The 10,754-nt window shown below is 71.1% G+C and carries 9 protein-coding genes and 2 pseudogenes; 7 read left to right on the top strand and 4 right to left on the bottom strand.

Features of this window, described 5'->3' with window-relative positions:
- Positions 1-971: pseudogene (locus tag AOK24_RS26445) on the bottom strand (DUF4132 domain-containing protein); the annotation flags it as partial.
- 68 nt (positions 972-1,039) lie between these two features.
- Here AOK24_RS26445 and AOK24_RS26440 point away from each other — a divergent pair.
- From AOK24_RS26440 to AOK24_RS26420, 5 genes are all read left to right on the top strand, one after another.
- A complete protein-coding gene (locus tag AOK24_RS26440; RefSeq protein WP_055722572.1) occupies positions 1,040-1,447 on the top strand; it encodes a VOC family protein in 408 nt (135 codons plus the stop codon).
- A gap of 121 nt (positions 1,448-1,568) precedes the next feature.
- Positions 1,569-1,982 carry a hypothetical protein gene (locus AOK24_RS26435; RefSeq protein ID WP_055722571.1) on the top strand — a complete coding sequence of 138 codons (414 nt, stop codon included), beginning with the start codon at positions 1,569-1,571 and terminating at the stop codon, positions 1,980-1,982.
- Positions 1,979-2,461, top strand: a complete 483-nt coding sequence (locus AOK24_RS26430; RefSeq protein ID WP_055722570.1) for a thiol-disulfide oxidoreductase DCC family protein — start codon at positions 1,979-1,981, stop codon at positions 2,459-2,461. Before AOK24_RS26435 ends, AOK24_RS26430 begins: the two co-directional genes overlap by 4 nt.
- A 10-nt stretch (positions 2,462-2,471) precedes the next feature.
- Entirely contained in the window at positions 2,472-3,209 is a 738-nt protein-coding gene (locus tag AOK24_RS26425; protein ID WP_055722569.1) for a TetR/AcrR family transcriptional regulator, read from the top strand.
- 88 nt (positions 3,210-3,297) lie between these two features.
- On the top strand, positions 3,298-3,933 hold the full coding sequence (locus AOK24_RS26420) for a Uma2 family endonuclease (RefSeq protein ID WP_055722568.1): 636 nt from the start codon (positions 3,298-3,300) through the stop codon (positions 3,931-3,933).
- On the opposite strand, the gene AOK24_RS26415 is transcribed toward AOK24_RS26420, so the two are convergent.
- Positions 3,930-6,335, bottom strand: a complete 2,406-nt coding sequence (locus AOK24_RS26415; RefSeq protein WP_055722567.1) for an MMPL family transporter — start codon at positions 6,333-6,335, stop codon at positions 3,930-3,932. The two genes, AOK24_RS26420 and AOK24_RS26415, sit on opposite strands and share 4 nt — an antisense overlap.
- Positions 6,336-6,507: 172 nt before the next feature.
- Between AOK24_RS26415 and AOK24_RS26410 the strand changes: the two genes are divergently transcribed.
- Both AOK24_RS26410 and AOK24_RS26405 read left to right on the top strand, forming a co-directional pair.
- Positions 6,508-7,197: a response regulator transcription factor gene (locus AOK24_RS26410; RefSeq protein WP_055722566.1), complete on the top strand. Its 690-nt coding sequence runs from the start codon at positions 6,508-6,510 to the stop codon at positions 7,195-7,197.
- Entirely contained in the window at positions 7,197-8,639 is a 1,443-nt protein-coding gene (locus tag AOK24_RS26405) for a sensor histidine kinase (RefSeq protein ID WP_055722565.1), read from the top strand. Before AOK24_RS26410 ends, AOK24_RS26405 begins: the two co-directional genes overlap by 1 nt.
- Before the next feature lie 55 nt (positions 8,640-8,694).
- Here AOK24_RS26405 and AOK24_RS26400 read toward each other — a convergent pair whose 3' ends face one another.
- Positions 8,695-10,248, bottom strand: coding sequence for an ABC transporter substrate-binding protein (locus AOK24_RS26400; protein WP_055722564.1), 1,554 nt, complete (start codon positions 10,246-10,248; stop codon positions 8,695-8,697).
- 194 nt (positions 10,249-10,442) lie between these two features.
- A pseudogene (locus AOK24_RS26395) lies at positions 10,443-10,754 on the bottom strand (metallophosphoesterase); the annotation flags it as partial.

Below are 10,754 nucleotides of genomic sequence, written 5' to 3'. Positions count from 1 at the left end.
TGCCGGGCGTCGGGCCCCAGCGCCAGCACCCCCGCGTTGGCGACCTTCGCGCCCCGGGGCCCGACGCCCGGCACCTGTCGCAGGGACGTCTCCACCAGGGCGGCGAGCGCACGGACCGTCGCGGTGTCCGGCGGCAGCAGGGACAGCAGCCACGCGAGCCCGCGCAGGGCGACGGCGTTGTGGGGGTCGTAGGTGCTGTCGGCGTCGGGTTCGAAGGGGGCGTACTCCAGGGGGAGCGTGCGTGGACGGCCCACCTGTGCGAACCAGGTGTGGACGGCCGCCCGGATGCGGTCCGTGCCGAGTGTCTCGATCAGCGAGCGCGCCTCCGTGTCCCACTTCGCGGTCGGCCGGGGCCCCTTCGCCCTGAGCGCGTGGACGAGGACCGGCCGCAGCCCGGCGTCGGCCATCGCGGACTCCGCCCACTGCTCCCCGACGTCGAGGACGGGGTCCGTCAGCCCGGCGACCAGGCGTCCCGGCTGTTCCTCGCCCGGCGCGTCCAGCGCGGTGCGCCGCAGGACCGCGACGACGGCCGGCGCGAGGGCGCGCCCCGCGGAGAGTTCCGCCTCGGCGAGGAGGTCGTAGCGCGCCCAGGGGCGGTAGGCGCGGCGGCGGGCGAGGTCGTCGAGGGCGGGTGCGCGCGCGGGGGCGAGAGGGTCGGGGAGGTCGTCGCCGGCCACCCGCAGGCTCAGGACGAGCACCCCGCACCGGATCTCCGTACGGGCCCCGACGACCCCCGGCCCGAGCCGGTTCGGCCCGTCCAGTTCCGGATACCGCTCCGCCAGCGCCCGGAGCAGGTCCCGCCGCCGGTCGGCGGGCAGCGCGGCGAGCCGGTCCGGGATCTCTCCCCACGCCGCGTGCCACACCCCCCGGCTCGCGACGGCCGCCCGCAGCGCCTCCTCCACCACGCTTTCCACCGCGCCGGCGGCGGCGCGGTGGGCGATGCGGTCCGAGTACGAGCGAGGTGTGCGCATGCGTTCGACTCTACGAGCCACCACTGACAATCACCCGATCCAGCCCGTATCACACCTATTGTGACGGTATGTCTGATGACGAGTCGTACGAGCTGCTCGGGTTCGACAACGTGCTGCTGCCGGTCGGGAATCTGGCCGAGGCGGTGGGTTTCTACGAGCGCGCCGGGTTCGCGGTGGGGTTCAGGTTCGACGAGGGCGGGCTCGCCTCGCTGAAGGTGGGCCGGGAGACGCCGGGCATCCTGCTGCGCGAGGAGGAGGCGCTGGGCCACCGCCCGCCGCCGTGGGGCTGCGCGCGCGTGTGGATGGAGGTCCCGGACGCGCGCGCGGCGGCGCGCAGGCTCGCGGCGGCGGGTGTCGCCGCGATCGACGAACCGGCGTCCGTGGCGACGGGCTGGACGGTGGAGATCGCCGACCCCTGGGGCAACGTCGTCGGCTTCACGGACTACACGAAGCGCCCGGAGCTGGCGAGGCGCTGAACCCTCCGGGGCTCCCGGCCTCCGTAGCCCCGAGTCGCCGATCCATGTTGAACGTGTTCAAAAACAGGTCTACAGTCATCCACGACAGCGTTTTGAACGCGTTCAAGAAAGTGGTGGGGACATGGACCGCACGGTCATCGCATACGTCGTCTACCTGGCCGTCAGCATCGCGCTGACCGTCTGGGTCGCCCGGACCCTCAGCCGCAACGGCCGGGTCTTCCTCGCGGACGTGCTGCGCGGCGACGAGAAGCTCGCCGACGCGGTGAACCACCTCCTGGTGGTCGGCTTCTACCTCGTGAACCTGGGCTTCGTCGCCCTCTACCTGAGCGGCGACGAGGCCCTGTCGAACACACGGGAGATCTTCGAGGCCCTGTCGACGAAGCTCGGCGTGGTCCTGCTGGTCCTCGGCGCGATGCACCTGGGCAACGTGTACGTCCTGAGCCGCATCCGGCGCCGGGGCCTGCTGGAGCGCGAGGACGTGCCGCCGGTCGCCCCGCGCGCGTGGGTCGCGCCGACGAAGCCGGCCCAGGCGTGAGCCCCGAGCCGGACACCGACCGGGACGCCGCGCGCGTCCCGGTCCGCCGGCTGACCGTCCTGTACGACGCGGAGTGCGGCCTGTGCCGCGCGCTCAGCGGCTGGCTGGCCCGTCAGCCCCAGCTCGTCCCGCTGGACCTCGTACCGGCCGCCTCCGACGCCGCCCGCGCCCTCTTCCCCGGCCTCGACCACGGGCTCACGCTCACCGAGATCACCGTCGTCGGCGACAGCGGCCAGCTCTACCGGGGCGCCGACGCCTGGGTCGTCGTCCTGTGGGCGCTGCGCGAGCACCGGCCCCTCGCGCACCGGCTCAGCACGCCGTCCGGTGCGCGGCTCGCCCGCACGGCGCTGCTCGCGGCGGCGAAGGTCCGCGAGGCCGGGTGGGGCGGGGACACGTACGCGCGGGGCGACGGGTGGGCCTACGACCCCGCGCGCGGGTGGGAGTACGCCTGTGACAGCGGCACCTGCGCCACTGGTTAGGCTCGCGACCGTGTCCGCGAACAACGACGGCCCCGCCGCAGCTCCCAGCAAGTCCGAACAGACCCGTGCGCTCATCCTGGAGACCGCCATGCGGCTCTTCCAGGAGCGCGGGTACGACAAGACGACCATGCGGGCCATCGCCCAGGAGGCGGGGGTCTCCGTCGGCAACGCGTACTACTACTTCGCCGGCAAGGAACACCTCATCCAGGGGTTCTACGACCGTCTCGCCGCCGAGCACCGCGCCGCCGTCCGCCCCCTCCTCGCCCGCGAGACCGACTTCGAGGCCCGCCTCGCCGGAGTCCTGCGCCTCTGGCTCGACCTCGCCACGCCGTACCACGAGTTCGCGGTCCAGTTCTTCAAGAACGCGGCAGACCCCGACAGCCCCTTGAGCCCCTTCTCCCCCGAATCGGAGCACGCGCGCGAGGAAGCAATCTCGGTCCACCGCGAGATCCTCCGAGGCGCCCCCAAAACAAAGGTCGCCGACGACCTCAAGGACGTCCTCCCCGAACTGATGTGGCTCTCCCAGATGGGCCTGGTCCTCTACTGGATCTTCGACCGCACCCCCAACCGCGAACGCAGCTACCGCCTGGCAGAAAGAGGCGCCCGCCTCACCGCCCGCGGCGTCGCCCTCTCCCGCTTCCGCGTCCTACGCCCCCTGGTCCGCGAGGTCCACGAACTGTTCACGGACTTCCTGCCGGGAATGACAAGAATCCTGCCGGCCCCGGGACCGAAGAAGAGCGACAAATGATCACTTCTGATCACGTGACTCATTCGGACATCAGAGACGCCGTCTGTCTACGATGATGCCCTCGACACCAGCCCATGGGAGGCACGTGATGTCCGCAGCATCCGTCGAGCAGCCTTTCGACGACGAGTTCTTGTCAACCGTCTCCGAAAGGCCGTTCTCCCTCGCCACCATCGCCGACGAGATCATGGAACTCCATCCGGGCTATCGCGTCGAGATCATTGGAGGCCATCTCCTCGTGACCCCCTCACCGGACTCCGGTCACTCACGCACGCTGACCAAGCTGATGCGTCCGTTCATCGCGGCCGGACTGGACGACGGTGACTCGGAGGTTCACCAGGGCATGGGTCTCTGGCTGCCCAGCGCCGCCGAGGACTACGTCATCCCGGATCTGGTGATCGTGGACGCCGACGTCGACGACCACCTCATCGAGAAGAACGCGTACGACCCGGTCTGCTTCCGCCTCGTCCTGGAGGTCACCTCCGGAAACTGGAGGGACGACCTCAAGACCAAGGTCGGCGCCTATGCCGAGGCCAAGGTGCCCGTATACGTCGTCGTCGACCGCAAACACCAGCGGCTTCACGTCCTGACCGAGCCCTCCGAGGGCGGGTACGACAGCCATCGCGTACACGCCCCCGGCGAGACCGTCACGCTGCCCGACTCGATCGGCGCCGAAGTGACTCTCGACGTGGCCCAGATCATCAAGTACGGGCAGCCCAAGGGCTAGCTGACCGCGTCCACCTCCCCCTCCCGCAGTTCCACGTCCTGCACCACCGGCCCCTCGCCCACGTGCACGTGCCGTGCGGAGGAGCCGTAGGCGGGTGCGGTGACTGCCAGGAGGTAGGTGCCCGGGGTCGGGACGGACAGGATGTACGAGCCGTCGGCCAGGGTGGTGACGTGGTCGAGCTGGCGGCCTCCTCCTGAGGAGAGGAGGGTGACCGCAGCGTCGGCGACGGGGTCGCCCTCCGGGTCGCGGACGAAGCCGTGGACGACGGAGGCGGGGCCGTCCGTGGCGACCGCCGGCGAGGACTCCTGGGGCTCGACCGCCAGGTGCGGCAGGCGCTTCTCCAGCCACGCCGGGAGCCACCAGTTCGACGTACCCAGCAGGTGCATCGCCGCGGGGACCAGTGCCGTGCGCAGGACGAACGCGTCGAGGGCGACGGCGACCGCGAGGCCGACGCCCGCCATCGCGGCCCCGGCGTCCCCGCTGAGGACGAACGCGAGGAACACGCACACCATGATGAGCGCGGCGGAGTTGATGACGCGGGAGGTCTCGGCGAGGCCGACGCGTACCGCGCGCGCGTTGTCGCGGGTGTGGACCCACTCCTCGTGCATGCGGCTGACGAGGAAGACCTGGTAGTCCATGGAGAGGCCGAAGAGCAGGGACAGCATGATGACGGGGAGGAAGGCGTTGATGGGCCCTTCCTTGCCGAGGCCCAGCAGTTCGAGGCCCCAGCCCCACTGGAAGATCGCCACCAGGACGCCGAACGAGGCCGCCGCGGCGATGAGGTTCATGACGGCCGCCGTGAGCGGCACGACCAGCGACCGGAACGCCACCAGGAGCAGCAGGAACCCGAGCCCGATGATCGTCGCGACGAACAGCGGCAGCCGGTCGCCGGTGACGGTCGCGAAGTCCTTGGAGACGGCCGTGACGCCCCCGACGTGCGCCTGCGCGCCCGCCTGCGGGATGACGCGATCGCGCAACGTGTCGATCAGCTCGTCGGTCTCCCGGGACTGCGGGGACGTGGTGGGCACGACCTGGACGACGGTGACGCCGCCGGCCGGCGGCAGCGCGGCGACCCGCGCGACGCCCTCGGTGGCCTCGATGCCCCGCACGAGCGCGGCCGTGTCCCCGCCGTCGGCGACGACCTGGAGCGGCCCGTTGAACCCGGGCCCGAAGCCTTCGGCGAGGAGGTCGTAGGCCTGGCGGGTCGTCGTGGTCGTGTCGTCGTTGCCCTGGTCGGTCGCGCCGAGCCGCAGCGACAGCACCGGCAGCGCGAGGACGACCATGACGGCGAGGGCGAGGGCGGCGATGGACCGGGGCCGCCGCTGGACCTGCGTGGACCAGCGCGCGGCGGGCCCGCTCGTCACCTCCGGTTCGGGCCCGGAGGCCGCGAGCCGGCGCCGCTGCTTGCGGCTGAGCACGCGCGTCCCGAGGAACCCGAGGAGCGCGGGCAGCAGGGTCGTCGCCGCGAGGACGCTGAGGACGACCGTCAGGGACGTACCGATGACGACGCCGTCGAGGAAGCGCAGGTTGGTGACGAGCATCCCGGCCAGCGCGATGCAGACGGTGCCGCCCGCGAACAGGACGGCGCGCCCGGAGGTGTTGAGGGCGGTGACCGCCGACTCCTCGGGGTCGAGGCCGCGCAGGACGCCCTTGCGGTGGCGGGTGACGATGAACAGGGCGTAGTCGATGCCGACGCCGAGGCCGATCAGGGAGGCCAGCAGGGGCGCCAGGTCGGGGATGTTCGTGGTGTGGCTGAGGAGCTGCGTGCCGAACAGGCCCATGCCGACGCCGAAGACCGCGATGGCGATCGGCAGGAGCATCGCGAAGAACGAGCCGAACGCGAGGAACAGGACGATGGCCGCGGCGGCGAGCCCGACCATCTCGGCGAGGCCCGTGGGCGGCTCCTGGACGCGCTGGATGGCCTGTCCGCCCAGCTCGACCTTCAGGCCGCCCTGTTCGGCCTTCTGGGCGGCGTCCACGACCTTCTCGATGAGCTCCTTGGGCACCTCGTTGGCCTGCTTGGTGAACGTCACCTGCGCGTAGGCGATCTTCCCGTCGCGGCTGATCTGCGCCGCCCCGCCCGCGCCCGCGTACGGCCCGGCGACGTCCCCGACGCCGTCAAGCCCCGCGATCTCCTTCAGCGCGGGCTCGATCCGCTGCCGTACGGCGTCGTCGCGGACGCTGCCGCTGTCGGTCTTCCACACGACGGTGTCGGTGTCGCCCGCGCGCGCGGGGAACGCCTTCTCCATCAGGTCGTACGCCTTCTTGGAGTCCGTGTCCGGTAGCGAGAAGACGTTCGCGTAATCGGTTCCGGCCGTCGATGCCGTGAACCCCATGCCGAACAGTGCCCCCACCCACAGCAACAGGACCACCAGCCGGTGCCGGTAGCACCAGCGTGCCAATGCCGCCACGCTTCAACTCCTCTTCGATGTCGGTCGGTTCGGTCGGTCCCCCAGGTCCTGACCGACAGCATCGACAGGAGCACGCGCGGCTGGACATCCACTGGCCATGACTCTCAAGGAACTCCAAAGAGAAACCCCGCGCGGCGGCCAAGTCGCCGTCGATACTGGGGACATGACGACGGCCCCTGGCACCGTGCTGGTCGTGGAGGACGAGCCGAGCATCGCGGACGTCCTCGCCATCGCCCTGCGCTTCCACGGCTTCGAGGTGATGGTCGCGGGCACGGTCCGCGAGGCGCTCGCCCTCGCCGCCCGCACGCGCCCCGACGTGGCGCTCCTGGACGTGATCCTCCCGGACGGCGACGGCCGCGCCCTGGGCCGCGAACTGCGCACCCGGCGTGCCGACCTGGCGATCGTGTTCCTGACGGCGCGGGACTCGCCCGCCGAGATCGTGGGCGCGCTCGGCTTCGGCGACGACTACATCACCAAGCCGTTCGACATCGACGTCGTCGTCGCGCGCATCGGCGCGGTGCTCCGGCGCACGCGCGCGGCCGACGTCCTCCAGCAGCGCCCGCCCCTGCGCTACGGCGACCTGGAGCTCGACGAGACGACGTACAGCGTGCACCGCGCGGGGCGCACGGTGGAGCTGACGCCGACGGAGTACGCGCTGCTGCGGTTTTTGGTGCGCAACGGCGGCCGGGTCGTCCCCAAGGAGCAACTCCTGCGCCACGTCTGGCAGTACGAGCACACGCCGCCCGAATCGACGGTCGTCGAGACGTACATCAGCTATCTGCGGCGCAAACTGGCCGCCCTGGGCCCGCCGGTGATCACCACGCGGCGCGGCGTCGGCTACGGGCTGGCGTGATGGGCCTCCCGCGCGCGTGGGCGATGCGTTCCCTGCGGGTGAAGCTGACGCTGGCGAACGTCGCGCTGCTCGCCCTCGGCATCACGGCGGCGACGGCCGTCAGCCTGATGGCGATGCGGCACTACCTGATCGGCCAGATCGACTCCGGGCTGACCAAGACGCGCTCCTCGCTGGAGAGTTCGCGGCTCACCCTGCGGGACGTCGACTCGCTGACCGTGCTGGCGTTCATCAGCGACCAGGTGCTGCCCGAGGCGGAGCGCGAACAGGCCACGCCGGACTCGGTGTTCGCCGCCGTCGACGCCGAGGGGACGGCGCTGCCGCTGTTCGGCATCCAGCCGACCGAGGCGCAGAAGGGGATCGCGAAGGCGGTCGGCGCGCCCGCCGGGCTCGTCCGGCACAGCTCCCCGCAGGACGTCGGCCTGCACGGCGCCCCCTACCGGGCGACGGCGACGCGCCTGCGGGACGGCACGTACGTCCTGATGGCGACCTCCACCGACGGCCTCCACAAGGGCATGGCGAAGGCGCTGAGAGCCGATCTCGCCGTCGGGACACTGCTGCTGGCGCTGCTGGCGTGTCTGACCCTGTTCAACGTGCGGCGGCGGATGCGGCCCCTGGAGGACATGGTGGAGACGTCGTCGGCGATAGCGGAGGGCGATCTGACGCGGCGGGTGCCGTCCAGCTGCGATGCCACGCAGGAGGTCGAACAGCTGCGCCTCGCCCTCAACTCGATGCTGCACCAGGTGGAGACCGCGTACCGCACGCGCGAGCGCAGCGCCGCCCAGCTCCGGTCGTTCGTCGCGGACGCCTCGCACGAGCTGCGCACCCCGCTCGCGGCGATCCGCGGGTACCTCCAGCTGTACGACAAGGGGATGCTGCGCGAGGAGGAGGAGCGGCGGCGCTCCTGGGACCGGATGAACGCCGAGGTCGACCGGATGGGCCGCCTGGTGGACGAACTCCTCACGCTGGCCCGCCTCGACCAGCACCCGGAGCTGCGGCTGCGGCCCGTCGACGTCACGCGCCTGGTGCGGGACGCGGCGCAGGACCTGCGCGCCCAGCAGCCGGCGCGCCCGGTGACCGTGGACGCCTCGGGCACCCTGCTGCTCCAGGCCGACGAGTCGGGGCTGCGGCAGATCCTCGGCAACCTCGTCGCCAACGTGCGCACCCACACGCCCGCCGAGGTGCCCGTGCACCTCTCGGCGCGGCGCGCGGGCGACCGGATCACCCTGACCGTCGCCGACCAGGGGCCCGGGCTGTCCGCGGAGAACGCCGCCCGCGTCTTCGACCGCTTCTTCCGCACCGGCAGCGCGGCGGGCAGCGGCCTCGGGCTCGCGATCGTCCAGCGGGCGGTGGAGTCCCACAACGGCACGATCAGCGTCCGTACGGCGCCAGGGGAGGGGCTGACGGCGACGGTGGAGCTGCCCGAGCGTCCGGCCTGCTCCTGAAACGGACGACGGCACCCCGAAAGTTCCCGGGGTGCCGTACGGAATGCCGCTGGGGCTAGATCCAGTTGAGGCTCCACAGCCGGAACACGCCGTTGCCGTCCGCGAGGTACTGGCTGCCGCCGACGTCCTCGGTGGCGACGACGTACTCCTTGCGCTGCCACAGCGGGATGACGGGCGCGTCCTGCGCGACGTCGTCCTGGAGGCGGCGGAAGTCGTCGGAGACGCGGCTGCGGTCGGCGAACTGCTGGCTGTCGAGGATGAGCTTGTCGACGGCCTTGCTGCTGTAGCCGGTGTTCATCGAGGAGTCACTGCCGACGAGGGGGCCGGCGAAGGTGTCGGCGTCCGGGTAGTCGGCGACCCAGCCGACGGGGTACGCGTCGAGCTTGCCGTCGGCCCACTGCTTCTTGAAGTCGGTCCACTCGTACGCCTTGACGTCCACCTTGAACAGGCCGCCCGCTTCGAGCTGGGCCTTCACCGCGGCGGTCTCCTGCTCGGCGGCGCCCCGCTTGCCGTAGCCGTAGGTGATCGTGACGGGCAGGGAGACGCCGGCGGCCTTCAGGAGGTCCTTGGCCTTGTCGGGGTCCGGCTTGGGGTAGGCGTCGAAGAACGACGTGGCGTGGCCGGTGATGCCGGTCGGGATCAGCGAGTACAGCGGCTCGACGGTGCCGTCGTACACGGTCGTCGCGAGCTGTTCGCGGTTGATCAGCCAGGCGGCGGCCTTGCGCACGCGCGCGTCGTGCAGCGGGGAGCCGGCGCGGGTGTTGAAGTACAGGTTGCGCGTCTCGGAGCTCTCCGCCTCGGTGACCCGCTGGTCGGGGTCGCTGGCGTTGAGGGAGGCGAGCATCTTCGGCGGGAGCTGCCGGGTGGCGACGGAGACCTCCTTCGCCTTCCAGGCGCTCTCCAGCCGCGCGGAGTCCTTGTAGTACTTCAGCTCGACGGGTTCGCCGGTCTTGAAGGCGCCCTTGTAGTCGGGGTTGGGCTTGAGGTCGATCCGCTCGTCCTTGGTGTACCCGGTGATCGTGTACGGGCCGGTGCCGTCGACGGCGTCGTCCGTACGGAGCTTGTTCTCGGGGTACTTGGTGCTGTCGACGATCGAGCCGACGCCGGTCGCCAGCTTGAACGGGAACGTCGCGTCGCCGGACGACAGGTGGAAGGTGACGGTGTCGCCCTCCGTGTCGACCGACTTGAGGGTGGACAGCAGCGACTCGGGGCCGACCGGAGAGTTGATCTTCTTGATGCGGTCGATCGAGTACTTGACGTCCTTCGGCGTGACCTTGCGCCCGCTCGGGAACTTCAGGTCGTCGCGCAGCTCGCACTGGTACGTCGTCAGCCCGCCGCCCTGGAAGGCGCAGCTCTTGGCCGCGTCCGGGACGGGCTCGACGCCGCCCGGCGCGAACGTCAGCAGCGACTGGTAGACGTTGCTGTACAGCGCCCAGGAGCCCGAGTCGTACGAGCCCGCCGGGTCGAGGGACGTGATCGTGTCGGTCGTGCCGACCACGATGGCATCGCCGTCGCCACTGCCCGACGACGGCAGCAACTGCCAGCCGCCCACGCCGACAGCGGCCAGTACGGCGAGCGCCGCGATGATCCGCATGCGAACAGATCGCATGGTGGTGCCCTGCCTCCCCAGGCCCGGTGAACGGGCCCAGCCTTACGAAAAAAGAGGCCACTCCCCTGAATGGCCGGCTCACCTAATCACACACGGTTTCGCCCAGGGAAGGCTAATCGGATGAGATGAGAGAGAACTTACCCGAACAGTTGTTTCCGTCCGGTTTCACAGGTCCCTCACAGTTGTGGGCCGGTTCAGGCCCTGAGGGACGCCAGTTCGATCACCGTGACGTCGGACTGCGCGCCCACGCGCGTGGGCATGCCCCAGGCGCCCGCGCCGTTGGACACGTACAGCTGCGTGTCGTCGTAGCGCTCCAGGCCGGAGACCGTGGGATTGGCCAGCGCGGCGACGTAGTTGCCCGGCCAGAGCTGGCCGCCGTGCGTGTGGCCCGAGAGCTGGAGGTCCACGCCGTGGTCCACCGCGTCGTGGATCTGTACGGGCTGGTGGGCGAGGAGGACGGCGGTGCGCGCGGTGTCGCGGTCGCCGAGCGCCTTCGCGAAGTCCGG

Origin of the sequence: Streptomyces niveiscabiei (assembly GCF_001419795.1) — a bacterium.
GTDB lineage: Bacteria > Actinomycetota > Actinomycetes > Streptomycetales > Streptomycetaceae > Streptomyces > Streptomyces niveiscabiei.
This window is presented reverse-complemented; position numbering and strand designations above follow the sequence as displayed.

What these genes read in the sequence shown, in the direction of transcription:
- AOK24_RS26440 (WP_055722572.1), top strand. Translation starts at nt 1,040, where the DNA reads ATGTCTGATGACGAGTCGTACGAGCTGCTCGGGTTCGACAACGTGCTG.
- AOK24_RS26435 (WP_055722571.1), top strand. Translation starts at nt 1,569, where the DNA reads ATGGACCGCACGGTCATCGCATACGTCGTCTACCTGGCCGTCAGCATC.
- AOK24_RS26420 (WP_055722568.1), top strand. Translation starts at nt 3,298, where the DNA reads ATGTCCGCAGCATCCGTCGAGCAGCCTTTCGACGACGAGTTCTTGTCA.
- AOK24_RS26410 (WP_055722566.1), top strand. Translation starts at nt 6,508, where the DNA reads ATGACGACGGCCCCTGGCACCGTGCTGGTCGTGGAGGACGAGCCGAGC.
- AOK24_RS26405 (WP_055722565.1), top strand. Translation starts at nt 7,197, where the DNA reads ATGGGCCTCCCGCGCGCGTGGGCGATGCGTTCCCTGCGGGTGAAGCTG.
- AOK24_RS26400 (WP_055722564.1), bottom strand. Translation starts at nt 10,248, where the DNA reads ATGCGATCTGTTCGCATGCGGATCATCGCGGCGCTCGCCGTACTGGCC.